Here is a 24,574-nt window from a genome sequence, read left to right as displayed (position 1 = left end):
GAGTGATAAAAATGAAAAATGTGCTTTTAAGCGCAGCAATCTCCGCGACCCTGGGCCTTACCGCGTTGCCATCGATGGCGCAAAATACCGATTTACGTATGTCCTGGTGGGGCGGTAATGGCCGTCACCAGGTGACGCTGAAAGCGTTAGAAGAGTTCCATAAACAGAACCCTGACATTAACGTTAAGGCGGAATACACTGGCTGGGATGGCCATCTTTCCCGTCTGACCACCCAGATCGCAGGCGGCACAGAGCCGGATGTGATGCAAACCAACTGGAACTGGCTGCCGATCTTCTCGAAAACCGGCGACGGTTTTTACGATCTGAATAAAATGAAAGACGTGATCGACTTAAGCCAGTTCGATGCCAAAGAGCTTCAGTCCACGACCGTCAACGGCAAGCTAAACGGGATCCCAATCTCCGTGACCGCGCGTGTGTTCTACTTTAATGACGAGACCTGGAAAAAAGCGGGCATCGACTACCCGAAAACCTGGGACGAGCTGATGGCCGCCGGTAAAACGTTCGAAAGCAAACTCGGTAAGCAATATTACCCTGTCATTCTGGAACACCAGGACACGCTGGCGCTGCTGAATTCTTACATGATTCAGAAATACAACATCCCGGCCGTGGACGAGAAAACCAAAAAGTTCACCTACAGCAAAGCGCAGTGGGTGGAGTTCTTCCAGACCTATAAAAAACTGATTGATAGCCACGTAATGCCAGACACCAAATACTATGCGTCGTTTGGCAAGAGCAACATGTATGAAATGAAGCCGTGGATCCAGGGGGAATGGGGCGGCACCTATATGTGGAACTCCACCATCAATAAATACTCCGATAACCTCAAACCACCGGCAAAACTGGTGCTGGGCAGTTACCCCATGCTGCCGGGCGCCACGGATGCGGGCCTGTTCTTCAAACCGGCGCAGATGCTCTCGATTGGTAAATCGACCAAAAACCCGGAAGCGGCGGCGAAGCTGATTAACTTCCTGCTGAACAGTAAAGAGGGCGTGGATACGCTGGGACTGGAGCGTGGCGTACCGTTGAGCAAAGTGGCGGTTCAGTACCTGACTGAAGCCGGGACCATTAAGGAAAACGACCCGTCGGTTGCGGGCCTGCGTCTGGCGCAGTCTCTGCCGTCAAAACTCTCCGTCTCACCTTACTTTGACGATCCGCAGATAGTGGCGCAGTTCGGCACCTCGCTGCAGTATATCGACTACGGTCAGAAATCGGTGGAAGAGACAGCGGCGGACTTCCAGCGTCAGGCAGAGCGTATTCTGAAGCGGGCGATGCGTTAACCCTCACCCCGGCCCTCTCCCTTAAAGGGAGAGGGCGCAAACCATTCCCTCTCCTTTGGGTAAGGGGATAAATCACACGCCAATATTACGTAGTTTCTCCCCGCTCATCAGCTTGCGTTCAATATGTTCCAGCGTCACGCCTTTGGTTTCAGGAATAAGCCAGAAGGTCACACCGATAAACACCACGTTCAGTACCGTGTAGAGCCAGAACGTTCCTGCTGCGCCAATAGCATCCAGCAGCGTCAGGAAGGTTGCGCCGATGATCATGTTCGACACCCAGTTGGTGGTGGTGGAACAGGTGATACCAAAATCGCGGCATTTCAGCGGCTGTATTTCAGAGCACAGGATCCACACCACCGGTGCGGCGCTCATGGCATACCCGGCGATACACATCATGGTCATCCCGACAGAGAGCCAGGAGAGACCGCTTGAGGCGGTGCCGTTATCAAACTGCATCAGACAGTAACCGAGGATCAGCGTACCGAGCGCCATTACGCTAAAGCCAATCTTCAGCGCCGGTTTACGACCGGCTTTATCCACGGTAAATACCGCGATAAACGTGGCAAACATAAAGGTCAGCCCGACCACCAGGGTTGCAATCATCTGCTGTTCGGTGGTGGTGAATCCGGCCATTTTGAAGATACGCGGCGCGTAATACATGATGATGTTCATCCCGGTGAACTGCTGCATCGCCTGCAACAGCATGCCGAGGAACACCGCGCGACGCACGTTGCGGTTGGCTTTGAACAGCGACCAGCCGCCCTGCTTCAGCTTCAGGCTTTCGCGGATCTCATTCAGCTCTTCACGCGCTTTCTCTGAGGTATCACGCAGCATGCGCAGCACCTCTTCTGCTTCCACGTGACGGCCTTTCTGCGCCAGCCAGCGCGGGCTGTTCGGCAGGAATATCACCAGCACAATCAGCAACAGCGCCGGCAGCGCCAGTACGCCCAGCATGGCGCGCCAGTTACCGCTGTAGCTGAAGTAAGTATCCGACAGAAACGCCAGTACGATACCCAGCGTGACCATCAGCTGGTACATACTGATCATCTTGCCGCGCACGTTCTCGCTCGCCATCTCCGAGAGATACAGCGGCGCGGTGTAGGAGGCAATCCCGACCGCCACGCCCAGCAATACGCGGGAGAGCAGCAGCACTTCCACGTTGGTGGCAAACGCAGAGCCAATGGAGCCTGCCACAAACAGGATCGCCCCAACCATCAGGCTATATTTGCGCCCGAGACGGAACGAGAGCCAGCCGTTGAACAGCGCGCCGATGGCCGCGCCGAGCATCATGCTGCTCACCACCCACTCCTGCAGGCGACTGCTCAGCGTAAAGTGATCGGTAATAAACGGTAATGCGCCAGCAATGACGCCGATATCCAGTCCAAATAATAAGCCTGCCACTGCCGCCGCAATGGAGACAAACTGGTTCATACGGCGAGTATCACGCAGCGCCGCGGGCATGAGGGTAGAGTCATTTATAGATGTCATAGTTTCCTGCCTGAACAGAGAAATTCGTTAAGTGAAATTACGAGATAGGGAAGAAAAGTGTCAGGCCGGAATTCGCGAAGATATGGATTATTTCGCTATGGCATGGCGATCTGTGATGGACATTACAATTTCAACTTGCGGTGAAATATCGCCATATTTTACTAATCGATTAATTTTTAAGTAATAAAACTGTGATGCGCGTCATTTATGTTTTTTTGGTATGGATTTTTCATCTTTGACGATATGGATAATGACAATTTTTGAGCAAAAAAAACCTCCACCCGCAGGCAGAGGCTCTATCGTCAGGGCGAATTAACGCGCCAGCCAGCCGCCATCAACCGCCACGGTATAACCGTTGATGTAGTCCGATGCCTTCGATGCCAGGAACACCACCGGCCCTTTCAGATCGTCCGGCAGTCCCCAACGCCCTGCCGGGATCCGGTCAAGGATTTCCGCGCTGCGCTGCTCGTCGGCACGCAGCTGCTGGGTGTTGTTGGTCGCCATGTATCCCGGGGCAATGGCGTTAACGTTGATATTGTGCTTCGCCCATTCGTTCGCCAGCAGACGGGTGACCCCCATCACTGCGCTTTTTGACGCGGTGTAAGACGGCACCCGGATCCCCCCCTGGAAGGAGAGCATGGAGGCGATATTAATAATCTTGCCGCCGTTCCCCTGAGCGATGAAGTGTTTCGCCGCCGCCTGAGACATAAAGAACACGCTTTTGATATTCAGGTTCATCACGTCGTCCCAGTCGCGCTCGCTGAAGTTAATGGCATCTTCACGGCGGATCAAACCGGCATTGTTGATCAGAATGTCGATATGGCCGAATTCCGCCACCGCGCGATCCAGCAGGTCAGGAATGGCGTCGATTTTACGCAGATCCGCCGTCAGGCTCAGAAAGCGGCGACCCAGCGCGGTCACGCGCTCGATGGTTTCCGTAGGCTCGACGATGTTGATGCCCACGATATCGCAGCCCGCTTCTGCCAGCCCTAACGCCATGCCCTGGCCCAGACCGGTGTCACAACCGGAAACCACAGCCACTTTACCTTGCAGAGAGAATGCATCCAGAATCATGTTTGTTCCTTACTCTTTCGATGCCTGTCAGCAACAGGCAGATTTATGCTTAACTGCCCGCGACTAGCGCAGATCTTTTACCGCGACGTGGTCCATGTCATCAAAGACCTGGTTTTCACCGACCATTCCCCAGATGAAGGTGTACGCCTTCGTCCCCACACCGGAGTGAATTGACCAACTCGGAGAGATAACCGCCTGCTCGTTATGCATCACGATATGGCGTGTTTCCTGCGGTTGACCCATCATGTGGAATACGCAGGCATCCTCATCCATGTTGAAGTAGAAATAGACCTCCATGCGACGCTCATGGGTGTGGCACGGCATGGTGTTCCACAGGTTGCCCGGCGCCAGCTCGGTCAGCCCCATGCTGAGCTGGCAGGTCTCCAGCACATCCGGAACGAAGTATTTATTGATGGTGCGACGGTTGCTGGTGAGGTTGTCGCCCAGCGTCACCGGGGCTACGTCTGCCGGGGTGACTTTTTTGGTAGGACAGGTGGTATGAGCCGGGGCGCAGTTGTAATAAAACTTCGCTGGCGTGCTGCCGTCAACGCTGGCAAAGACCACCTCTTTCGCGCCCTTGCCGACATACAGCGCGTCGCGGTGACCAATCTCGTAGCACTGACCGTCAACCGTAATGGTGCCCGGCCCGCCAATGTTAATCACGCCCAGTTCACGCCGTTCCAGGAAATAGCTCACGCCGAGTTGTTTACCCACTTCACCGCCCACGGAGACGGTTTTGGCCACCGGCATAATGCCGCCCACAATAATGCGGTCAATGTGGCTGTAGACCATCGTGTAGCGATCGGCTTCGAACACCTGCTCAACTAAAAACTCACTGCGCAGCCCCTGCGTGTCGAGGGTTTTGGCATGCGCACTGTGGATGCTTTGTCTGACGTCCACGATAACCTCCAGATGGATCGTGCCCGAAGGCAGAAAATTAACGAAACGACGTTCCGTTTTAAGGATAAGCACAGTGTAAACGCCAGTAAGGGGGTTTTCAAATACATTTAAAACATCGTTTCATTTTTTATGATTCTTTATATCAGAAATGGTGTTCCGATCACGATAACGGCAGGACTACATCATTCTTATCAATAAAACCGATAAACTGCGTGATAAGTCACACATAATGAAACATCGTTTTGATATTTTAACACCCAGTTTTTATTCTGATTTTATCGCCGAAAGGAGCGCAATATGGCTAAAGGTATGCGGGTCAAGCTGAACTATGAGATCGGCCGCGATCCGGATACAGGCGTGGAAGTCACTCGCCTGACCCCGCCTGAAGTAACCTGTCATCGCAACTACTTTTACCAGAAGTGCTTCTTCAATGACGGCAGCCACCTGCTGTTCGCGGGGGCGTTCGATGGACACTGGAACTATTACTTGCTGGATCTGCAGAACGCCGAAGCCGTTCAGCTGACGGAGGGCGCAGGCGATAACACCTTTGGCGGATTCCTCTCCCCGGACGATCGCGCCTTCTACTATGTGAAGAACGATCGCACGCTTATTGAGGTCGATCTTCAGACGCGAGTGGAGCGTGAAGTGTACCGCGTCCCGGATGACTGGGTCGGTTACGGCACCTGGGTGGCGAACAGCGACTGCACCAGCCTTGTGGGCATAGAAATTGCGAAGCGCGACTGGACGCCGCTGAACGACTGGAAAATTTTCCACGACTTCTTCCATAAAGGGCCCCACTGCCGACTGCTGCGCGTGGATCTGAAAACCGGCGCGAGCTCAACCATTCATGAAGAGAAAAACTGGCTGGGGCATCCCATCTACCGTCCGTTTGATGACCACACGGTGGCGTTTTGTCACGAGGGGCCACACGATCTGGTCGATGCCCGAATGTGGCTGGTCAACGAAGATGGCACCAACGTACGTAAAGTTAAAACGCATGCACAGGGTGAAAGCTGCACCCACGAATTCTGGGTCCCGGATGGCTCCGCGCTGGTTTATGTCTCGTATCTGAAAGGCCAGCAGGGCCGCAGCATCTGCCGCTTTAATCCGGATTCAGGTGTGAACGAGGCGGTGATGCAGATGCCATCCTGCTCGCATTTGATGAGTAATTTCGACGGCACGTTGCTGGTGGGCGACGGTTCCGGCACACCGGTGGATGTGAAAGACACCCACGGTTACACCATCGACAACGATCCTTATCTGTACGGGTTTGACGTGGCGAAAAAAAGCTACTTCCGCATCGCCCGCCATGACACCTCCTGGGCGACGGTGGAAAATAGCCGCCAGGTCACCCATCCGCATCCCTCCTTTACACCGGACGAGAAAGCGGTGCTGTTCAGTTCCGATAAAGACGGCAAACCAGCCCTCTATATCGCGAAACTCCCCGCGCAACCGGATATGTTGTCTGCATGATTTAAATACGTGTTTCTGTAACTGGCCTTGCCCTCCTTACGGAGGGCTTTTTTTGTTCTGAACGTTTTGCCCGGTGGCGCTGCGCTCACCGGGCCTGGAGGGAAATATCAGAAGGAATACGCCACGCCTAAACGGAAGCGGGTCTGACGTTCATCGTTCTCTTTTACACCCACATTACCCACCTCAACATACGGCGCCCAGTTTTTATCCCATTTATACGCCAGCTTCGCGTTATATTCGGTGGAATAATCTTTATTATTATTACGGACCATCCCTTCCGTACTTTTTGCATAAACATAATTCAGCTCGCTACGCCAGTCTCCCATTACCCAGCCGACCCAGGCATCACCGCGGTTAACTTTGTCATCGTCTTTATTTGAGCTTGATGGATAACGGGTATATTCATAGCGGTAACGTGCGGCTACGTAAAAGCCATTATCAAAACTGTATTGCAGGTGCAGATTGGGTTTATAAATGGTACGACTGTCATTACTCTCAAGCGTGAACGCAGGCGTCAGCGCAATATTCTCTGTCGCTTTCCAGCGCCAGCTAATTTGATCTTCATGACCGTTCCCCACCACATCCTCGAAGGGCTGATCGGCCTTATCGCCGCCCGATTTCCATTTTGCTTCAACAGAAAAACCGACGCCATTGGCAAAGCGATGCGACACAGAGACACGGTCAGCATTCGCGCCATTGTCGATATATTCATGACGCAGATCGACGGTAACCGCCTGCGCCGCGAAAGAGGTACCAATGAGAGAAGCAAGGACCAGAGATTTGTTAAACATAAAAAAACCTCAACTAAAATAACGTTTCATTTTTATGAAACAGCAGTTTATTTTTTAATAATTGCTATTTTAGTGAGCAAGATCGTAATTATTTGTTTCATTTTTTTCGGTACAAATCGGCGTGATACTCGTCAACAAACACGAGGTATTTAGGCGAAATTAGCGGAGGGAGATCACGTCAGCGCAGAATAACACGCATAAAAAAACCTCCCGACGGGAGGTTCATTTACGAAGGAAGTCATTAACGTTCGATGGCCAGCGCCACCCCTTGCCCGCCGCCGATACACAGCGTGGCAATGCCTTTACGGGCGTTACGCTTTTTCATCTCGTGAACCAGCGATACCAGAATGCGGCAGCCAGAAGCGCCGATGGGATGACCGAGCGCAATCGCGCCACCGTTGACATTCACCCGCAGGGGATCCCACTCCAGCATTTTGCCCACCGAGATCGCCTGAGCGGCAAAGGCCTCGTTGACTTCAATCAGATCCACATCGGAGAGCTGCCAGCCCGCGCGCTCCAGGCAGCGACGTGTCGCGTACACTGGCGCGATCCCCATTAACGCTGGATCAACGCCCACGCTGGCAAAGGCCCTGATACGGGCCAGCACCGGGAGATCCAGCTCCTGAGCTTTGCTTTCGCTCATCATCATCACAGCCGCCGCACCGTCGTTAATGGAGGAGGCATTTCCCGCCGTCACCGAGCCCTGCGTCTCAAAAGCAGGGTTGAGCATGGCCAGCCCTTCTGCACTGGCATCGGTACGCGGCTGTTCATCGGTGTCGACGACAAGAATCTGACCATCCTGGCGCTGGGTGCTTACCGGGACAATTTCATCGCGAAAACGCCCGGAATCAATCGCGGCACGCGCTTTCTGCTGCGAGCTTAACGCGTATGCATCCTGCAGCTCACGGCTGATGCCATACTCCCGCGCCAGGTTCTCCGCCGTCACGCCCATATGGTAATCATTAAACGCATCCCACAGCCCGTCATGCACCAGGCTGTCGAGCAACTGGCTATTTCCCAGCTGTGCGCCGGTGCGGCTGTCGGTGAGAACATGCGGCGCACGGCTCATGTTCTCCTGCCCGCCGGCGATGACCACATCCGCTTCGCCACACTGGATGGCCTGCGTGGCAAGATGCAGCGCCTTTAATCCTGAGCCACAGACGTCGTTGATGGTGATGGCCGAGACGGTGTTGGGCAGACCGCCTTTTAGCGCCGCCTGACGGGCAGGGTTTTGCCCGGCGCCGGCCGTCAGGACCTGTCCGAGGATCACCTCATCCACGTCATGTGCTGCGATCCCGCTGCGCTCCACCAGCGCTTTAACCACCACGCTCCCCAGATCAACAGCCGAGTGACGCGCCAGCGCTCCCTGAAAACAGCCGATAGCTGTACGCAACGCACCCACTATAACGACATCTTTCATCACCACCTCTGTGTTAAAGGACATGACGATAGTAGAGGATTGTTACTGGCATTTATCTTAATTGTTTAAAAATAGTGAGTTTAATCACAAGGATTAGCGTGCGTCCTGCAGATACTGTCGCAGCCAGCTTCCGGCGACGCCGGGAGGGGATCGTTTATTCCACAGCAGATCGATGCCGATCGCCCGGGGCCAGCCAGGGACATTCAACGGCACCAGCGATTTCGCGGGCGCAAATTCATCCACCAGCGCACACGGCAACACGCACCAGCCAAATCCCTGCACCGCCATACTCAAGAGTAACAGGTAATTCGGTGCTGACCAGACCGGCCCCCGGGCGAGCGTCGCCTCGCGCTCAAGGTAGGTGCTGAGCCGCAGTTCCCGCCAGCCGTGCAGTTCATCGGCCTGCACGTCATGTTGTCCGGCAAGTGGGTGGGTGGTCGCGACATAAATTGCCATTCGCGTTTGTATCGGCAGTCGGGTAACGCCGATATCGGTCGGGTAACTGTCACGTGCCTCCGTCAGGCCAACCTGCGCCCTCTCCTTTTGCAGCAGATCGATGACGTCCTCTTCCTCGCCAATCAGGCACTCAAATTCCGTATGGGGAAAACGCTGGTCAAACTGGTTCATCAGATCTTCCAGCACGTCCGGGTTAAGCGTATCGGAAAGCACAAAGGTCAGACGCGCCTCCGTTTGCGCGGTTAACGATACCGCCAACTCGTCCAGCCGCGAGCTGGCGGCGAGGATCGCCTGGACATACCCCAGCACCTGCTCACCCTGAGCGGTGAGTACCGGCTGGCGGGCGGAACGGTCAAACAGCTCAAAGCCGAGATCGGCTTCGAGGTTGGCAATCGCGGTGCTGATCGTCGACTGGCTTTTACGTAACCGACGAGCGGCGGCAGAAAAGGAGCCTGCCGCCACGGTTTCAACAAACGCGGTAAGGGCTTCAGGTGAGTAGCGCATGACCTATCTATTTTATCGATGGATACCATCTTTAATATATCACGTTTAGCGATAAAAATAGGTTCCATCAACGCCCATACTGGCGAGTTAATGAGGTCGAAAGCTATGCAACATCAGGATGCACTCCAACGTAAACTGCCGGAGCGGATCTTCCACGCGGTCTGTTTTGAGGGGATTGCCACGGCAATTCTCGCCCCGACAGCGGCGTGGCTGATGCAGCGCTCCGTGGTGGAGATGGGCGGGTTAACCATTGTCCTGGCCACCACGGCCATGCTCTGGAACATTATTTATAACTTCGGTTTCGACCGTTTCTGGCCTGTTCAGCGCGTAAAACGCACGGCAAAAGTTCGTGCGCTGCATGCCCTGGGGTTCGAATGTGGGTTTATCGTGATCGGTCTGTCGATTGTGGCCGCGGTGCTGGGCGTCACGCTGCTTGAGGCATTCACGCTGGAAATAGGTTTCTTCCTGTTCTTCCTGCCCTACACCATGTTCTACAACTGGGCGTATGACACCTTACGTGAAAAATTCCTTAAGCGTCGCCAGCAACGACGCGCCCTGGCAGGCTAACGCCCCCTTGGCCGGACGACTGGTCCGGCCAAACTCCGTCGAAGCAACTGCGCTCTCCACGCATAACTATGGTAAATTGCACTCCATTCTGATGGTTTGATAGTTGATACGTTGCTCTAATGTCGAAAATTTGGTCAAAAGATGAGACTCTCTGGAGTTTCGCTCTCTATGGCACGGCCGTGGGCGCAGGAACGCTGTTCTTGCCCATTCAGCTTGGCTCCGCAGGCGCTATTGTCCTGTTCATTACTGCCCTTGTGGCCTATCCATTAACCTACTGGCCGCATAAAGCACTGGCGCAATTTATTCTGTCGTCAAAAACACGAGGCAATGAAGGGATCACCGGCGCGGTCTCTCACTACTACGGCAGGAAAATAGGGAATCTGATCACCACGCTCTATTTCGTCGCCTTCTTCGTGGTGGTGCAGATTTATGCCGTGGCCATCACCAACTCCCTGACGGAGCAGCTGGCAAAAAAGATGACGGTGGATACCGCCATTCGCGTGCTGGTCAGCTTTGGCGTGGTGCTGGTATTGAATCTGATCTTCCTGATGGGACGGCATATCACAATCAAAGTGATGGGCTTCCTGGTGTTCCCGCTGATCGCCTATTTCCTGTTTGTCTCTCTGTACCTGACCGGCAGCTGGCAGCCTTCACTGCTCACCAGCCAGATGGCGTTTGATCGCCACACTTTGCATCAGGTGTGGATCTCAATCCCGGTGATGGTGTTTGCGTTCAGCCATACGCCGATTATCTCGACGTTCGCCGTCGATCGTCGCGAGAAGTTCGGTGACGCTGCCATGGATAAGTGCAAAAAAATCATGAAGGTGGCGTATCTGGTTATCTGCCTGAGCGTGCTGTTCTTCGTGTTCAGTTGCCTGCTGTCGATTCCGCCGTCCTATATTGTGACCGCAAAAGAGCAAGGGGTGACGATCCTGTCAGCGCTGTCGATGATGCCCTCTTCTCCGGCCTGGCTCGGCATTTCCGGGATTATTGTGGCGATTATTGCCATGTCGAAATCGTTCCTGGGCACCTATTTTGGGGTGATTGAAGGAGCGACGGAAATCGTGAAATCGTCGCTGAATCAGGTGGGCGTGAAAAAGAGCCGCGCCTTTAACCGTGCGATTTCCATTCTGGGCGTGTCGCTGATTACCTTTGCGGTCTGCTGCATAAACCCGAACGCCATTTCGATGATTTACGCCATCAGCGGTCCGCTTATCGCCATGATCCTGTTTATCATGCCGACGCTGTCGACGTACCTGATCCCCTCCCTGAAGCCGTACCGCTCCATTGGCAGCCTGCTGACGCTGATTGTCGGTGTCCTGTGCGTGTCGGTGATGTTTGTCGGCTAATCCTACCGTGCCCGGCCTTCTGCCGGGCGCGTCTGATTTTTACAGCGGAAACGGTCTGTCCTGCACGACCGTTTTCATCACCAGCGTAGAGCGAAGATGCTGTACGCCAGGCATGGCAGAAAGTTTCTCGTCATACAGTTTCTGAAAAGCTGACAGATCGCGGGTAACAACATGCATCAGATAGTCCGGATCGCCAAATAAGCGCTGGGCCAGCACGATTTGCGGGATCTCTTCCACCGCCTCTTCGAACGCGCTGACCGCTTTCTTATCGCCCTCTTTCAGGGTGGCAAACACAATCGCCAGGAAATTAAACCCCATTTTGGCGGGATCGAGATTGGCGCGATACCCCGTAATGGCTCCGCTCTGCTCCAGCGCACGTACGCGTCGGTGACACGGAGAGAGGCTCAGGTTCACCCGCTCCGCCAGCTCCGTAAGAGATAAACGGCCATCAGCCTGCAGCTCAGCAAGAATTTTTCGATCAATGCTATCCATGTGGAAGATTTTCTCAATTTAAGCGTTTTATGAGCATAACATTGAAAACTCATTTCGTACCGATACCGATATTCTTTCTCTCCAGATAATACAGGTACGGGAGTTTCACAGACGATGGAAATGAGTATTGTGGCCGGTTTTTGGGTGGTGTCCTTCCTGCTCATCATGACGCCGGGTGCAGACTGGGCCTATGCGATCAGCGCCGGGATCAACGGGCGGCGCGTAGTGCCGGCAGTGATGGGGCTGATGTCCGGGCATCTGCTCGCCACCCTCGTCGTGGTGGCGGGGGTGGGTGTGTTGATTGCTCAACATCCGCTGGCATTATCAGGGCTAACAATTGCGGGGGCGGTTTATCTGCTGTGGCTCGGCATCACGCTGTTACGCCATCCTGCCGCGCCGGAAAGCACTGTGCAGCATGCAGGAAACTGGAAACAGTGGGCGGTGAAAGGATTGTGTATCAGCGGGCTTAACCCAAAAGTCTTCTTGCTGTTTCTGGCGTTGCTTCCGCAGTTTACCGATCCAAAGGGAAGCTGGTCGATTGCCACGCAGATGTCAGCCCTGGGTGTGATGCATCTTATTACCTGCACACTGGTCTATTTGCTGGTGGGGTATGGTTCGAAAGCGGTGCTGGCGACCCGTCCGCAGGCGGCACGTGCGGTGAGCATGGCCTCCGGAGGGATTATGGTGGCGATCGCGCTGGGGTTACTGCTGGAGCAGGTGAGATAAAAAAAACACCGGCCATCGCCGGTGTGTTTTACGCCCGAATATCGTCATATTCCCGCGTGTTATCAAACTCATGCTTCGCAAACGGGCAAAGCGGGATAATTTTGCGATTCTCACCGCGCATTTTCTCCACCACCTTCGCCACCAGCTGCTTGCCCACCCCCTGCCCCTTCAGGCTCGGATCGACATCGGTGTGCTCAATAATACTCAGGTGCTCACCTGTGGGTACGAAGACAATCTCAGCGACCTGATTGCCGTTCGCGTCGTTCACGTAAAACTTGTTATGGCCTTCCAGAATATCCATGGTTCCTCGCTTATTTTTGGCGATACTTCAGCGCACCGCTCGGGCAGGTATCAATCACGCGGACAACCGTATCTACATCCACTTCATCGGGAATGATCCACGGTTTACGTTTCAGATTAAACAGCTTTGCGCTGCCACGCACGCAGTTACCGGAGTGTTTGCAGATCCCGGTGTTGAAGTAAACGTCAATTTTCTCGCCGGTATAGGCCCGGTACCCCGCATCCAGTAGCTCTTTATCCATGACATTGCCTCTGTAATTATTTTACTGCTGAATGAAGCATAGCCTTACGGGATCCTGATAGCTATAACGTTGAAAACGAAAAGCCAGGTCACAACTCTTTTGTTGCCGGATTGCGTCCCCCATTGGCGCATGTCAGGCTCCCCCCATGTCTCCCTTTTCCATGACTGGCGCAGGTTGAATGAAACGCAGACTTTCATTTCAGGTTAAGCTTTTTTTAGCGCTGGTGTGCTTCTCCTGCCTGCTGTTAGTACTGCTGGGAACCATCCTGTTTCATTTTATCGACCGGCAACTGCATCACGATCTCGGCCAGCGCGCCAGGGTTCAGGCCAGTGAAATCGCCCTGATGCCCGGCCTGGCGGAAAAAGTCGCCGCCAGAGATATCCCCGGTATCGCCCGTTTAATCCAGCCGCTGCGCGCGGAAAGTGATGCCAGCTACATCGTGATTGGCGATACCCGGGAGCAACACCTTTATCATTCGGAATCCCCGGAGCGCATCAATTTACCGATGATCGGCGGGGACAATGCAGAGGTGTTAAAAGGCAAAACCATTATTTCCGTGCGTAAAGGGGGCATTGGCGTGTCATTACGCAGCAAAGCGCCCATCTTTAATGCGCAACACCAGGTGATTGGCATTGTCTCTGTCGGTTATCTGACCTCGTATATTGCCAATATTAACGCCCGCATTCTCTGGCAGTCCGGGTTATACGGTATGGGGCTGTTACTGCTGCTGTTTATTTTCTCATGGTTGTTCACGCATAACCTTAAAAAGCAGATGTTCCGTCTGGAGCCGAAAGATATTGCTCAGCTGGTGTTGCAACAAAAAGCCCTGCTGGAAGCCATGTATGAAGGGGTATTTGCCGTCAATGCGGAGAAGCAGCTGATTTTAATTAACCGTGCTGCCCGTGAGATGCTGGATATTCACCAGAGTGAGGAGGCGCTTATTGGCAAACCGCTGGAGGCTATTGTGCAAACCTCGCCGGGCTTTTTATCCCAGCGCTATGCGTCGATAAGCAGCGGCAGTCACGACCAGATTGCCGTGCTCAACCAGCGCGAGGTGATCGTCAACCGCGTGGCGATTGAGGTTGAACCCGGTGTGGAGAGCGGCTGGGTCTACAGTTTTCGCGATAAAAATGACATTAACACCCTCAGCAGCCAGCTAAGTCAGATAAAACGCTATGCGGATAACCTGCGCATCATGCGTCATGAACAGCTGAACTGGACGGCAACGCTGGTGGGACTGCTGCAAATGAAGCACTACGACGAGGCGATCCGCTACATCCAACTGCAGTCGGAAGGCGCCCAAAAAGTGCTGGACTTTGTCTCGGCCCATTTTGCCTCTCCGGCACTGTGCGGGCTGCTGTTAGGGAAATATGTCAGCGCACGGGAAAAAGGCATTGAACTGCAGTTTGATCCCGCCTGCCAGCTCACCCGCATGCCGGCCTCCATCAACGAAACAGAGCTGATGTCGGTGATCGGCAATTTGCTGGATAACGCCGTGGACGCCACCCTGAAGGCGTCGGTTCACGCGCCAGTGGAGATCTACATTTCCGACCGCAACCAGGAGCTGTTGATTGAGGTGGCCGACAGGGGCTGCGGCGTGGATGACACGCATAAACCGCATATATTCCGCCAGGGGTACAGCAGCAAACCCGAGAGCGAGAACGACATTGTGGGTACAGAGCACGGTATTGGCCTGTTTCTGGTGGCAGGCTATATCGAGAAAGCGGGCGGCAGCATAGAGATCGCCGATAACACGCCACAAGGCACTATTTTTTCTGTGTTTATTCCGAATGGGCAACAGCATGACCCGACCACTTGATGTTGTGATAGTTGAAGATGAGCCGCACCTGGCGGAGCTGCATCGCGAGTATATTGAGCAGAATTTTCATTTGCGCGTGGTGGGTATTGCCGCGTCGATTGAGCAGGCGTGCAGCCTGATCCGCCAGCATCAGCCGCGACTGATTCTGCTGGATAACTATCTGCCAGACGGCAAAGGCGTGGAGTTAATCGATAACCCGCTGCTGAAAAGCTACGAATGCTCGGTGATCTTCATCACCGCCGCCAGCGATATGCAAACCTGTAGCCACGCCATGCGCAGCGGCGCCTTTGACTATCTGATTAAACCGGTCTTTTTTCAGCGCCTGCACGCCTCGCTGGAGCGCTTTATGCGTTTTATCCACACCGTGCAGCAGGTCAAGGTTGTCGATCAGCATGCGCTGGATCGCCTGTTTAACCTGCCTGCTGCGGAATCTTCGCTCACGCCGTCGACAAAGGGCATTGAGCCCCAAACGCTGGAGCGGATTAAACGCCTGTTCGCAGAACATCCCGACAATGTCATGTCGGTTGAAGAGGTGGTGGAGAACGTCGGGATCAGCAAAACCACGGGGCGTCGCTATCTGGAATACTGTGTGGAGAGTGGGTTGATCAGCGTCGAAATGCTGTATGGCAATATTGGTCATCCGCGAAGGTTATACCGCAAAGCCGCCGACAAAGCGTAATCCTCAACCGTTCGTTTGCTAACGTTCGCGGTTTTTATGGTGTTAATTGCTGAAACGACGCCGACAATCACACTTCGGCATCATGGCCCGCTTCCGCCTGTTGTGGCGGCGGTGCTATACGCTATGTTGACAATTAGTTCCTCAAATGTAACTAAAAGGTTAACTATAATGTCGAACACATTCCGAATTTCTCTGATTACCGCTACCGTACTATTCTCTGCTTCTGCACTGTCTGCCCTGCCGAAGGGCTACCCTGCCGACTATCAAAAAGTTGTCGATGCCGCGACCAAAGAGGGCAAGGTCGTCATCTATTCCACCACCGATACCAAAGCCGCCGGGCCGCTGATCGAGGGTTTCGAAAAGAGCTATCCGGGCATTAAAGTTGAATACAACGATATGAACAGCACGGAGCTGTACAACCGTTTTATCAGCGAGCAGGCCTCCGGTGGCGGTAGCGGCGATGTGGTCTGGAGCTCCTCGATGGACACCGGGCTGAAGCTCGCCACTGACTACGCCATGGAGTACAAATCGCCCGAGCAAAGCCAGCTGCCGAAATGGGCGGTATGGAAAGATAAAGCGTACGGCACCACCTATGAGCCGGTGGTGTTTATCTACAACAAACGCCTGATCCCGGCTGGCGACGTGCCGGATTCTCACGTTGCGCTGGCGAAGCTGATTGCCAGCCAGACGGACAAATTCAAAAGCAAAGTCACGACCTACGACATCGAAAAATCGGGACTGGGCTTTATGCTCTCCGTGCAGGATCACAAGGCCGATCCAAACTACTTTAAAACCCTGGCCGATGTCGCCAAAGGCGGCCTGGCGGTGCAGTCGTCTACCGGCACGATGATGGAGAGGGTGTCATCCGGCGAAAACCTGATCGGCTTTAATATCCTCGGCTCCTACGCGGAAGCCCGCGCGAAGAACGATCCGTCGCTCGGGATCGCTTATCCGAAAGATTACACCCTGGTGTTATCGCGCGTGTCCTTCATCAGCCAGCAGGCGCAAAACAGCAATGCCGCGAAGCTGTGGCTCGACTATGTCCTGTCTGAAAAAGGGCAAAGTATCCTGGCTAATCAGGCGGATATCCCCTCCATTCGCAACGATATCGAAGGCAAAAATGATATCGATGGCCTGACCAAAGTCCTCGGCAATGCGCTGAAGCCGATCCCGGTTGATGAAAGCCTGCTGGAATATCTGCAGCCGAAAAAACGTCTGGAGTACATCAAACAGTGGCGTGCTGCCGCCGGAAAGTAAAACGGTGTGCGCGGCGCAGGTCGCCGTGCGCCTGTTCATCTGACTGAATTCGTTTTGCTGGGCTGCAATACCAGGGATACCCCATGAATACATTACGCAGAAAGTGGCAAAGCCTGCCGCGCGGTATTGTCGTGTTGATAACCGCGCTGGTTATCTATACGCCGCTGTCGTTTATCGTGATACAGAGCTTCCTGTCCGCCCCGTTCTTTTCTCCGGCAAAAGAGTGGAGCCTTGAATCATTTGGTTTTATTTTCACAGACCCTGATTTCTACAAGGCATTGAGAAGCGGTTTTATCCTCGCTTTCGGGCTGGTGATCATCGCCATTCCGCTGGGCGGCGTGCTGGCCTTTTTGATGGTGCGTACCGATCTCCCCGGTCGGCGGTTGATTGAGCCGCTGATCCTGGTGCCAATCTTCGTTTCCCCCATGGTGCTGGGGTTCGGCTATGTGGTGGCCGCCGGTCCGGTGGGCTTTTTATCCCTCTGGGTGGAAGCCCTGATTGGCTTTGTACCGTGGAATATTTATGACATGTCGAGCATCGTGGTTATCGCGGGCCTGACGCATGTCCCGCACGCCTATCTCTATATTTCGTCGGCGCTGCGCAGCGTGGGGTCGGATGTGGAAGAGGCCGCGCGTACTGCAGGTGCATCTCCCCTGCAGGTGATGACCTCCGTCAGTCTGCCCATGGTGCGCCCGTCGATTCTGTACGCCATCGTGCTGCTGTTCTTCCTCGGGCTGGAAGTGTTTGGTCTGATGCTGGTGCTTGGCGATCCGGAAGGGAACATGGTGCTGGCAACCTATCTCTACCAGCTGACCAACAAACTGGGCACCCCGTCCTATCACCTGATGGCCGCGGTTGCCGTGGTGCTGATCTGCATCACCATCCCGCTGGTGATGCTGCAGCGTCGCCTGATGCGTACCGCCAACCGCTTCGTGACCATGAAAGGCAAAGCCTCTCAGGCGCGGGCGTTACCGCTGGGCAAATGGCGCTGGGTGGCTGGCGCGGTGGTCGCCTTCTGGCTCACCGTCACCATCGGCGTTCCACTGCTTGGCGTGGTATTGCGCGCGTTTATCTCCAACTGGGGCGTGGGCGTTTCCGTGTGGGACCAGCTTTCACTCAGCACGTTCCGCACTATCTGGGCACAGCCGAACCTGCTGCGCGCCATCGTCAACTCGATGTCCATCGGCGTGATTGGCGGTGCGCTGGCCGTGGCGTGCTACCTGTTTGTCGGCATTGCCATGCACCGTAAACCGGACAACACCACACGCTTTCTGGATTACAGCGTGCTGGTGCCGCGCGCCGTGCCTGGCCTGCTGGCGGGTCTGGCCTTCCTGTGGGTGTTCCTGTTCCTGCCGATGTGGCTCGATAACGCGCTGAAATCGGGCTGGCTTTCCGGGTTCACCTGGAGCGACTGGATGCGGGAAAACCTGATCGTCTGGCTGCGTTCGCTTCGCAGCACCATTTTCAGCGTCTGGCTGGCCTATACCGTCGTGTGGATGGCCTACGGGCTGAGGCTGATCTCGTCCACGCTGCTGCAGGTGGGACCGGAACTTGAAGAGGCCGCGCGTAGCACAGGGGCAACGCGTGGCCAGATCACCCGCCATGTGACGATCCCGCTCTCCCGCTATGGCCTGATCGGCTCATGGCTGCTGATGTTCCTGATCTTTGAACGCGAATACTCAACGGGTGTGTATCTGCTCTCCCCCGGCACAGAAACCATCGGCTCGATGCTGGTTTCCCTCTGGGCGACGGGTGCCATTGATATTGTGGCAGCGCTCTCTTTTATTAACATCCTGCTGGTGGTGGTAGGTCTGGGCATTGCCCTTCGTTTCGGAGTCAAAATACATGATTGAATTAGCGGTTGACGATCTGCACTTAACCTACGGCGACAATCCTGTTTTGAAAGGGGTCTCCATGAACCTGAAACGCGGCGAAGTGGTCTCCCTGCTGGGCCCCTCCGGCAGCGGCAAAACCACCCTGCTGCGCGCGGTAGCGGGTCTGGAAAAACCGACTCAGGGCTCTATTGTCATCGGCAAAAACAAAGTTTACGACGGTACACCGCGCAGCGAGGTCCCGGCGGAGGAGCGTAATCTGGGGCTGGTGTTCCAGTCCTACGCCCTGTGGCCGCACAAAACCGTGTTTGAGAACGTGGCCTACCCGCTCAAGCTGCGTAAAGTCCCGGCCAAAGAGATCCAGCAGCGCGTGCAGGATGTACTGGATCAGCTGGGGCTGGGCCATCTTGGCAAGCGTCACCCGCACCAGCTTTCCGGTGGACAGCAGCAGCGCGTGGCCATTGGCCGGGCGCTGGTCTACAACCCGCCGGTGATTTTACTGGATGAGCCCCTCTCTAACCTCGACGCCAAATTACGCGAAGAGGCCCGGGTGTTCCTGCGCGAGCTGATCATCAAACTCGGCTTATCCGCGCTGATGGTGACCCACGACCAGAACGAAGCGATGTCCATTTCCGACCGTATCCTGCTGCTTAACAACGGCAAAATTGAGCAACAGGGCACACCGCAGGAGATGTACGGCTCGCCGAAAACGCTGTTTACCGCCGAGTTTATGGGCAGCAATAACCGCCTGCACGGCAAGGTTACTGAACTGCGCGACGGCAAAGCGCGTATTGAAGGAAAAGGCTGGGTGCTGTGGGGTCAGGCCGGTGAAGGGGTGCAGAGCGGAGATGACGCCACGGCGGTGATCCGTGTTGAGCGCGTGGCAGTGGTTGACGGACCGGGGGAAAACCAGCTTGAGTTGCCGCTGCTTACCAGCATGTATCTTGGCGACCGCTGGGAGTATCTGTTCCGCACGGCGGGGGATGATTTTGTGATCCGTGCCTATGGGCATGAGGTTCGGGATCCGCAGCAATGCCATCTCTCACTGCCTGAGAAGCATGTGTGGATATTCCCGAAAAGCTAAGCAAACAGGCTGCGTCATGCAGCCTGTTTTCTTTTAAACCGTGAGCAGGCGTTAATGCTTTTCCTGTCACGACGCAGGCGCGAGGATATATTTAAAATTAAACAAGTATAATCTGAAGATGTTGCTGTTGTTTACGATAATGTCCGTTCCGCTTATTTACCCTGAGTTATCCAATGAAGAAACGGTCATTATTGCTGACTCTGCTCAGCCTCACGTTATTAACCGCCTGCAGCACCTCCCATCCGGATAAGGTTGAACAAATCCACCATCTGCAGGTGCCGTTAGTTTTACCGGGAGAAAAATCTCCTGTCATTCCGGCATCGCATATTGCTGCACTTTATCAGGAGAATAAAGCGCAGATTGACAAATTAACAACGCAACTAAAATCAGACTATTTACAGCATGCGACCGCAAAGGATGTTTTTACTGAAGATAGCGCTGTTCAGCCCGTCTACGCCTCGCTGACAAAACTGGAACAGCTGGACATGATTAATCAGCAATACCTGAAAGATAAAAATGTCACAGGCCTGCAAAAAATTAAATCTGTCCTTCAACCTTTAGTCACCGGTTAAATGCCAAAAGCCCAACTGCTGAACAGTCGGGCTTTTTTCGTTGAAAGGGTGATAATGTTTAATCGTGCTGGCCAAATCGCCATGTCAGGCCTGCCGTTACGGAGCTCACGTCACTGCTGACGCCAATCTGGTTGGCGTTACCCACATTGCTTACCCACTGATATTCGAGGCGGCCCGCCAGATTTTTGTTGAAAGCATACTCCGTCCCTACCGCGGCAAGCGGGCGAACACCTGTATCAAAACGATTGTGACCACTCACATCAGACTCAGCGCGATACGCCATCGCCCCGGCACGTCCATAGATATCCCAGCGGTCAGTCACGGCATAGCTGGCTTTTAAAGACATCTGCAGACCCTGGCTTTTCATTTGTGCGCCCGCACTGTGATGGCCTTTCATCTGCATATTACCTAAATAATCGTACCCGCCTTCCAGTGCAAGCCACGGAGTCATCTGATAACCCGCGTATACCCCACCACCGACATTATCATGATCGATATTATACTGGTTCGAGCCGCTGTTATTATCGCTCGCTTTAGAGCCGGTGCTGGCGTCAAAATAGTGTGACCAGCCGAATTTAGCACCGCTATACCAGGTGCCGGCATCCGCTGCTGCAAATGCAGTGGTTGCAGTAAAAGCGTTAGCCAGAATTAATGCGACAAGTGTCTTTTTCATAAGAATCCCGTTTACTCTGTTGAATATTTCAGTGAGCAAACGATATCGGCAAAAGCGCACAACGTGAAATCATTTTCTGTTTAATTTTAAATTTTAAAATGACTCCGGCAAATGCCCTACTTCCAGTAAATACCCGCCGCGTTTAAACGCTATATATTGCCCTTGTTTGAGCGCAGATAATACGTTGAGAATACTGCTGCGTGAAAGAAGCGTACGATCCTGAATATATTCCAGAATGCTCGTGCGCATACGCGTTTCATCGGGCAGTAATATCATTTCCTGCAGATAGCTGCGAATCACAGAATAGGTACGTTGCTGCACGACCTGGGCATCACGATAAATCAGATACGCCGTGTGATACGACAGTAAGGCGGCAACATCTTCCCAGACGCCCTGTTCACGAAATAGGGCGGCGGCTTCATCGGCATCAGCACGCAGAATCGTAGACTCCCGTTCAGCACGTAAAATATGTCCTTGCGTCGGCTGGATCATCTCGGCAATGCCAAACAGATGCGGCTCGAATACGGTGACTAAAAGCAGCCCATCAGATGCCCGCAGCAGTGAAAGCTCCCCGTCCTGAAAAAGGTACATCTGCTGGCGACCTTTGTGTTTCCAGGTGATCCGCTTACGCGGCGCGAGCTTCACTTTCTCTGCGACTGGCTCAAGGATCGCCGTCAGACGTTCAATGGAATGTTCAGGGCGAACAGGAGGCAATATATGCATGACACCACCTTTTAGCGTTGGGTACTGGCCAGTATAGACCACCGAGGTCAATGCTCAGACCGGTATGAGGGAAGGAAGGTATATCAGGGGGCACTGCATGGGTAAAAAGATAATTTGTTTATTTTTAAACTTGACCCGCGTAACAGGTGATAAGTGTGCCAGATTTCCTGACGTATTTATCCCCTCATCCCTTAAGATTATTCCTATTTCGGCAATAATTTTTTTATTATTTTTAAGTGATTACAAAATCGCAACCCTTAATAAAGCGTTTCGCGTTTTGAATTGTATATACCACCTGACTATTCTCATTCCAGCCGATAACAACCGGGTAATGAATATGAGAAGTGTGTGCTTCTCATGAGATCATTTATTCTGATTATCAGGCGGTTAGCTGAATTGAGTGATTAAAATCACGCATTTCGTCAGGACTATCTTTCAATGGCGAATGTATTCGCCACGCTGTCACAGGAGTCAGACATGAGCGATAATTTAATCTGGTCGGGAAAAGTTGACGCTAAAAATGCCGAAGGAACAAATACAGGGATATCCCTCAAAGCGGGAGAGATAATTACCATTCTGGCCAGTGGTTGGGCCAGGAATGGAAGTGAAAATTTTGCCCTTACCGCACCACAGGGACGTATTCCCAGAGAGGGCGAAACGCTAGCCTTACGCAATCCTTCGCTTCAGGCACGCATTGGTAACGAAAATTATCCGGTAGGTAATCATAAATACCGCTGGTCGGTTCCTGCTGAAGGAACGCTGACGCTGATTTTTGCCGACGGCAAAGACCAGTACAAAGACAACGCCGGTGAATTCAGCGTTGAAGTCTATCGCGAGGCGGATATTTCTGCCGCGGCGGCAGCTCCGTTTGAAGATTTCACCAACTTTGAGCGTGATAACTGGAATAGCTGGCAGGCAGGACCTGCCGGGCACGATCTTTACCTGGTTGACGCCAGCACGCGGGCCGTCGAGTTTATTACCAACCCCAATAAAAATCATGCCGGCGAAATCCTCAAAAAGACGCTGACAGGTCTGACTGCCGGGCATGAATATACCTGGACAGTGAAAGCGGCACGCATTATTGGAAAATATGAGGCGCCAAAAATATCACTCCGTGCGGATGGTAAAGACATTTCCGCCCCCCTGGAACTGAAGCAGGCGAATGAATGGGTAACCCTGAGTGGAAAATTCAAAGCCGCGGGTAATCAGGCTGAACTCGCGGTAGTCAGCCATGTTGCAGCGAGTATGGGGAATGATTTCCGCATCAAAGAGCTCAGGATAAAGGGTTAATCTACAGAAATGTCGGTCTGCTATTCTGTGAGAATGCTGGATGGCAGTTTGATGTTCAAAAAATTGTGTAGCGCACATGTTCAACATATGCGCTACACCAACAGGCAATAAACACACACGGCATTACTCTTTGTTATGTTGTATATCCTCTCAATATCGGCAGCGGTTTGAAACAAGACGCGTCTTGATTAACGCCATCCAGAAACACAGCACGCTTTCGGTTAGGGTACCTGAGTGGAAGCAGCACACTCATTTCATGCCAAATAAACACCAGTGGGGTAATATCGGTTCTGAATACGCATTCAGGGCTGCATATTCACGTAATTAAAAAGATCATGGTGCCTGAAAAAGCGCACCATGGAAGAGCCACAACCTGCAATTAGCAAAGCACATCCCTGTTTAATTAAAAGGCAACGTAATTGTACTGCCGCTATATCGTTAAACGATACAAGACCTGTCTGGTTAATTCAGGGGTAAGCGAGAAAGTTGGTACTGACTGATTATGCCGTACACAGGAAATGCTTACGCGTTATGAGAGGCTCTCCAGCAATGGCTCAAGACAGGCTGGCTCTCAGCAAAACCACCTTCTATCGACGAAAAACCTTCTGACCCTTCTTACTGATATTTGAGGATTCTGCCAGTTACAAGCGGGAGCCTTCGATCAGGTTGTTAAGCGGCTTCAGCAAGCGTGATAGACTATATGCATTAAGAGATATATACGCGCATTAAACGCTTACTTGATCACGTACGTGCGTTGAAATGAATATAAAGGGGCAGTTTGCCCCCTATTCTTTAGGGTAAGAAAGTTCAGCGGTGACTAAATGTGATTCTGACGTATCAGATTGGACGTCATACGCGAAGTTATACCGCTCCCCAGACGTAAACTTAAATCCAAATACAGGAAGACACTCCCCCTTCGGTACATAAACAGGCTTGTCATCGAAAATCTTGTGAAGAGAGTCGCTATTATCGCTTTTGATTTGAATAGCAGTGATCCGTTCCTGCGGCTCCAGTGGTGACAACACACAAACTTGATTATCTTTGATCAATGCCGTTGTAGATTCACGATCTACCATTCGATCACCTGGCCCAGGGCATCCCGTTAAGAGGAATACAACACCCAGCAACATTTTGTTTTTCATGTTTAACGCCCCTTCCCTGTTACGATTTTCTGGTAAAGCGAAGGGACATCCTGCAACAAATCTACGCCCCTGTACATCCCCATGCGCCCTGGTCTCTGATAGTAAGACCACTTACTGATCCCATAAACCAGCAGTAACCAGTAATCAGCTAAAATAGAGGCTTGCTGTTCAAGAGAGTAATCAGTGAGCTTTTCTTTATCCAGCCTGTAGGTATATTCAGCAGCCCAGCTAAAAGCTCCCCGCATTCTCACCCATTGCCCGTGTTGATGTTTGGACTGACCCCACAACAGTAGACATTTCCTGTTGTCAACAACGGGTAAAAAGTGATCCACTAACCGTCACCACCAACGGTTTAATATTGATCCACCTTGTTTACTCAGGATTAGCTTCCGCTATAACCCCGGCCTTTCGTTTCTGCTTCAG

24 protein-coding genes and 1 pseudogene are annotated in these 24,574 nt (G+C 53.1%); 12 read left to right on the top strand and 13 right to left on the bottom strand.

Annotated features, from left to right (window positions below):
• Positions 1-11 precede the first annotated feature (11 nt).
• Positions 12-1,298 (top strand): ABC transporter substrate-binding protein, encoded by a 1,287-nt coding sequence (locus ACTJJI_RS17605; RefSeq protein WP_014833147.1) that lies wholly within the window; start codon positions 12-14, stop codon positions 1,296-1,298.
• Between the two features lie 72 nt (positions 1,299-1,370).
• Here the strand turns inward: ACTJJI_RS17605 and araE are convergent, their stop codons facing one another.
• The 3 genes from araE to kduI all read right to left on the bottom strand — a co-directional run bounded on the left by araE (position 1,371) and on the right by kduI (position 4,760).
• A complete protein-coding gene (araE, locus tag ACTJJI_RS17600) occupies positions 1,371-2,804 on the bottom strand; it encodes an arabinose-proton symporter AraE (protein ID WP_286012102.1) in 1,434 nt (477 codons plus the stop codon).
• Between the two features lie 294 nt (positions 2,805-3,098).
• On the bottom strand, positions 3,099-3,860 hold the full coding sequence (gene kduD / locus ACTJJI_RS17595) for a 2-dehydro-3-deoxy-D-gluconate 5-dehydrogenase KduD (protein WP_163280809.1): 762 nt from the start codon (positions 3,858-3,860) through the stop codon (positions 3,099-3,101).
• Between the two features lie 63 nt (positions 3,861-3,923).
• Positions 3,924-4,760 (bottom strand): 5-dehydro-4-deoxy-D-glucuronate isomerase, encoded by an 837-nt coding sequence (kduI, locus tag ACTJJI_RS17590; protein WP_014833149.1) that lies wholly within the window; start codon positions 4,758-4,760, stop codon positions 3,924-3,926.
• A gap of 297 nt (positions 4,761-5,057) precedes the next feature.
• Between kduI and ACTJJI_RS17585 the strand changes: the two genes are divergently transcribed.
• A complete protein-coding gene (locus tag ACTJJI_RS17585) occupies positions 5,058-6,233 on the top strand; it encodes an oligogalacturonate lyase family protein (protein WP_440655009.1) in 1,176 nt (391 codons plus the stop codon).
• Positions 6,234-6,340: 107 nt separating this feature from the next.
• Here the strand turns inward: ACTJJI_RS17585 and ACTJJI_RS17580 are convergent, their stop codons facing one another.
• The 3 genes from ACTJJI_RS17580 to ACTJJI_RS17570 all read right to left on the bottom strand — a co-directional run bounded on the left by ACTJJI_RS17580 (position 6,341) and on the right by ACTJJI_RS17570 (position 9,404).
• On the bottom strand, positions 6,341-7,024 hold the full coding sequence (locus ACTJJI_RS17580; protein ID WP_440655007.1) for a porin: 684 nt from the start codon (positions 7,022-7,024) through the stop codon (positions 6,341-6,343).
• 241 nt (positions 7,025-7,265) lie between these two features.
• Positions 7,266-8,444 carry an acetyl-CoA C-acetyltransferase gene (locus ACTJJI_RS17575; protein ID WP_440655005.1) on the bottom strand — a complete coding sequence of 393 codons (1,179 nt, stop codon included), beginning with the start codon at positions 8,442-8,444 and terminating at the stop codon, positions 7,266-7,268.
• A gap of 93 nt (positions 8,445-8,537) precedes the next feature.
• Positions 8,538-9,404, bottom strand: a complete 867-nt coding sequence (locus tag ACTJJI_RS17570) for a LysR family transcriptional regulator (RefSeq protein ID WP_014833153.1) — start codon at positions 9,402-9,404, stop codon at positions 8,538-8,540.
• A 105-nt stretch (positions 9,405-9,509) separates the two neighbouring features.
• Between ACTJJI_RS17570 and ACTJJI_RS17565 the strand changes: the two genes are divergently transcribed.
• Positions 9,510-9,971, top strand: coding sequence for a multidrug/biocide efflux PACE transporter (locus ACTJJI_RS17565; protein ID WP_014833154.1), 462 nt, complete (start codon positions 9,510-9,512; stop codon positions 9,969-9,971).
• 119 nt (positions 9,972-10,090) lie between these two features.
• The gene (locus ACTJJI_RS17560; RefSeq protein ID WP_014833155.1) at positions 10,091-11,320 is read left to right on the top strand and encodes an amino acid permease; all 1,230 of its coding nucleotides are present in this window, start codon (positions 10,091-10,093) and stop codon (positions 11,318-11,320) included.
• 39 nt (positions 11,321-11,359) lie between these two features.
• Here the strand turns inward: ACTJJI_RS17560 and ACTJJI_RS17555 are convergent, their stop codons facing one another.
• Positions 11,360-11,812, bottom strand: coding sequence for an Lrp/AsnC family transcriptional regulator (locus tag ACTJJI_RS17555; RefSeq protein WP_013098583.1), 453 nt, complete (start codon positions 11,810-11,812; stop codon positions 11,360-11,362).
• 114 nt (positions 11,813-11,926) lie between these two features.
• On the opposite strand from ACTJJI_RS17555, the gene ACTJJI_RS17550 reads away from it, so the two are divergent.
• Complete coding sequence (locus tag ACTJJI_RS17550) at positions 11,927-12,538, top strand: LysE family translocator (RefSeq protein WP_020687110.1); 612 nt, start codon at positions 11,927-11,929, stop codon at positions 12,536-12,538.
• Positions 12,539-12,566: 28 nt separating this feature from the next.
• Here the strand turns inward: ACTJJI_RS17550 and ACTJJI_RS17545 are convergent, their stop codons facing one another.
• Both ACTJJI_RS17545 and yjdI read right to left on the bottom strand, forming a co-directional pair.
• Positions 12,567-12,839 carry a GNAT family N-acetyltransferase gene (locus ACTJJI_RS17545; RefSeq protein WP_013098585.1) on the bottom strand — a complete coding sequence of 91 codons (273 nt, stop codon included), beginning with the start codon at positions 12,837-12,839 and terminating at the stop codon, positions 12,567-12,569.
• 10 nt (positions 12,840-12,849) lie between these two features.
• On the bottom strand, positions 12,850-13,080 hold the full coding sequence (yjdI, locus tag ACTJJI_RS17540) for a 4Fe-4S mono-cluster protein YjdI (RefSeq protein ID WP_014833157.1): 231 nt from the start codon (positions 13,078-13,080) through the stop codon (positions 12,850-12,852).
• Positions 13,081-13,258: 178 nt separating this feature from the next.
• Here yjdI and ACTJJI_RS17535 point away from each other — a divergent pair, with 178 nt between their 5' ends.
• From ACTJJI_RS17535 to ACTJJI_RS17510, 6 genes are all read left to right on the top strand, one after another.
• Positions 13,259-14,899 carry an ATP-binding protein gene (locus ACTJJI_RS17535; protein ID WP_440655000.1) on the top strand — a complete coding sequence of 547 codons (1,641 nt, stop codon included), beginning with the start codon at positions 13,259-13,261 and terminating at the stop codon, positions 14,897-14,899.
• Positions 14,883-15,578, top strand: coding sequence for a response regulator (locus ACTJJI_RS17530; RefSeq protein ID WP_440654998.1), 696 nt, complete (start codon positions 14,883-14,885; stop codon positions 15,576-15,578). The genes ACTJJI_RS17535 and ACTJJI_RS17530 overlap by 17 nt, the downstream gene beginning before the upstream one ends.
• Before the next feature lie 168 nt (positions 15,579-15,746).
• A complete protein-coding gene (locus ACTJJI_RS17525; protein WP_063426857.1) occupies positions 15,747-16,835 on the top strand; it encodes an ABC transporter substrate-binding protein in 1,089 nt (362 codons plus the stop codon).
• An 83-nt stretch (positions 16,836-16,918) separates the two neighbouring features.
• Positions 16,919-18,688, top strand: a complete 1,770-nt coding sequence (locus ACTJJI_RS17520; RefSeq protein WP_014833161.1) for an ABC transporter permease — start codon at positions 16,919-16,921, stop codon at positions 18,686-18,688.
• Positions 18,681-19,751, top strand: coding sequence for an ABC transporter ATP-binding protein (locus ACTJJI_RS17515; RefSeq protein ID WP_014833162.1), 1,071 nt, complete (start codon positions 18,681-18,683; stop codon positions 19,749-19,751). Before ACTJJI_RS17520 ends, ACTJJI_RS17515 begins: the two co-directional genes overlap by 8 nt.
• 173 nt (positions 19,752-19,924) lie before the next feature.
• The gene (locus ACTJJI_RS17510) at positions 19,925-20,323 is read left to right on the top strand and encodes a hypothetical protein (RefSeq protein WP_047361369.1); all 399 of its coding nucleotides are present in this window, start codon (positions 19,925-19,927) and stop codon (positions 20,321-20,323) included.
• A gap of 58 nt (positions 20,324-20,381) precedes the next feature.
• On the opposite strand, the gene ACTJJI_RS17505 is transcribed toward ACTJJI_RS17510, so the two are convergent.
• Both ACTJJI_RS17505 and ACTJJI_RS17500 read right to left on the bottom strand, forming a co-directional pair.
• The gene (locus ACTJJI_RS17505) at positions 20,382-20,996 is read right to left on the bottom strand and encodes an outer membrane beta-barrel protein (RefSeq protein ID WP_014833164.1); all 615 of its coding nucleotides are present in this window, start codon (positions 20,994-20,996) and stop codon (positions 20,382-20,384) included.
• Positions 20,997-21,089: 93 nt separating this feature from the next.
• Positions 21,090-21,719 carry a helix-turn-helix domain-containing protein gene (locus ACTJJI_RS17500; RefSeq protein WP_014833165.1) on the bottom strand — a complete coding sequence of 210 codons (630 nt, stop codon included), beginning with the start codon at positions 21,717-21,719 and terminating at the stop codon, positions 21,090-21,092.
• A 477-nt stretch (positions 21,720-22,196) separates the two neighbouring features.
• Here ACTJJI_RS17500 and ACTJJI_RS17495 point away from each other — a divergent pair, with 477 nt between their 5' ends.
• Complete coding sequence (locus ACTJJI_RS17495; RefSeq protein WP_248062909.1) at positions 22,197-23,009, top strand: LecA/PA-IL family lectin; 813 nt, start codon at positions 22,197-22,199, stop codon at positions 23,007-23,009.
• Between the two features lie 785 nt (positions 23,010-23,794).
• Here ACTJJI_RS17495 and ACTJJI_RS17490 read toward each other — a convergent pair.
• Both ACTJJI_RS17490 and ACTJJI_RS17485 read right to left on the bottom strand, forming a co-directional pair.
• A complete protein-coding gene (locus tag ACTJJI_RS17490) occupies positions 23,795-24,151 on the bottom strand; it encodes a putative T6SS immunity periplasmic lipoprotein (protein ID WP_014833167.1) in 357 nt (118 codons plus the stop codon).
• A gap of 2 nt (positions 24,152-24,153) precedes the next feature.
• Positions 24,154-24,423: pseudogene (locus ACTJJI_RS17485) on the bottom strand (type IV secretion protein Rhs); the annotation flags it as partial.
• Positions 24,424-24,574: the final 151 nt, after the last annotated feature.

Origin of the sequence: Enterobacter sp. 22466, from assembly GCF_052044775.1 — a bacterium.
In the GTDB taxonomy this organism is placed as follows: domain Bacteria; phylum Pseudomonadota; class Gammaproteobacteria; order Enterobacterales; family Enterobacteriaceae; genus Enterobacter; species Enterobacter dissolvens.
Note: the sequence above shows the minus strand (reverse complement) of the source record. Positions and strands in the feature narration are given on the sequence as shown.

Bases quoted from the DNA above. Each gene is read 5' to 3' on its own strand.
- ACTJJI_RS17575 (WP_440655005.1), bottom strand. From the start codon at position 8,444: ATGAAAGATGTCGTTATAGTGGGTGCGTTGCGTACAGCTATCGGCTGT.
- ACTJJI_RS17555 (WP_013098583.1), bottom strand. From the start codon at position 11,812: ATGGATAGCATTGATCGAAAAATTCTTGCTGAGCTGCAGGCTGATGGC.
- ACTJJI_RS17500 (WP_014833165.1), bottom strand. From the start codon at position 21,719: ATGCATATATTGCCTCCTGTTCGCCCTGAACATTCCATTGAACGTCTG.
- ACTJJI_RS17570 (WP_014833153.1), bottom strand. From the start codon at position 9,404: ATGCGCTACTCACCTGAAGCCCTTACCGCGTTTGTTGAAACCGTGGCG.
- ACTJJI_RS17515 (WP_014833162.1), top strand. From the start codon at position 18,681: ATGATTGAATTAGCGGTTGACGATCTGCACTTAACCTACGGCGACAAT.
- ACTJJI_RS17545 (WP_013098585.1), bottom strand. From the start codon at position 12,839: ATGGATATTCTGGAAGGCCATAACAAGTTTTACGTGAACGACGCGAAC.
- ACTJJI_RS17490 (WP_014833167.1), bottom strand. From the start codon at position 24,151: ATGAAAAACAAAATGTTGCTGGGTGTTGTATTCCTCTTAACGGGATGC.
- ACTJJI_RS17510 (WP_047361369.1), top strand. From the start codon at position 19,925: ATGAAGAAACGGTCATTATTGCTGACTCTGCTCAGCCTCACGTTATTA.
- ACTJJI_RS17535 (WP_440655000.1), top strand. From the start codon at position 13,259: ATGAAACGCAGACTTTCATTTCAGGTTAAGCTTTTTTTAGCGCTGGTG.
- ACTJJI_RS17565 (WP_014833154.1), top strand. From the start codon at position 9,510: ATGCAACATCAGGATGCACTCCAACGTAAACTGCCGGAGCGGATCTTC.
- yjdI (WP_014833157.1), bottom strand. From the start codon at position 13,080: ATGGATAAAGAGCTACTGGATGCGGGGTACCGGGCCTATACCGGCGAG.
- ACTJJI_RS17605 (WP_014833147.1), top strand. From the start codon at position 12: ATGAAAAATGTGCTTTTAAGCGCAGCAATCTCCGCGACCCTGGGCCTT.
- ACTJJI_RS17505 (WP_014833164.1), bottom strand. From the start codon at position 20,996: ATGAAAAAGACACTTGTCGCATTAATTCTGGCTAACGCTTTTACTGCA.
- ACTJJI_RS17560 (WP_014833155.1), top strand. From the start codon at position 10,091: ATGTCGAAAATTTGGTCAAAAGATGAGACTCTCTGGAGTTTCGCTCTC.
- ACTJJI_RS17520 (WP_014833161.1), top strand. From the start codon at position 16,919: ATGAATACATTACGCAGAAAGTGGCAAAGCCTGCCGCGCGGTATTGTC.
- ACTJJI_RS17495 (WP_248062909.1), top strand. From the start codon at position 22,197: ATGAGCGATAATTTAATCTGGTCGGGAAAAGTTGACGCTAAAAATGCC.
- ACTJJI_RS17585 (WP_440655009.1), top strand. From the start codon at position 5,058: ATGGCTAAAGGTATGCGGGTCAAGCTGAACTATGAGATCGGCCGCGAT.
- ACTJJI_RS17530 (WP_440654998.1), top strand. From the start codon at position 14,883: ATGACCCGACCACTTGATGTTGTGATAGTTGAAGATGAGCCGCACCTG.
- ACTJJI_RS17580 (WP_440655007.1), bottom strand. From the start codon at position 7,024: ATGTTTAACAAATCTCTGGTCCTTGCTTCTCTCATTGGTACCTCTTTC.
- ACTJJI_RS17525 (WP_063426857.1), top strand. From the start codon at position 15,747: ATGTCGAACACATTCCGAATTTCTCTGATTACCGCTACCGTACTATTC.
- kduD (WP_163280809.1), bottom strand. From the start codon at position 3,860: ATGATTCTGGATGCATTCTCTCTGCAAGGTAAAGTGGCTGTGGTTTCC.
- ACTJJI_RS17550 (WP_020687110.1), top strand. From the start codon at position 11,927: ATGGAAATGAGTATTGTGGCCGGTTTTTGGGTGGTGTCCTTCCTGCTC.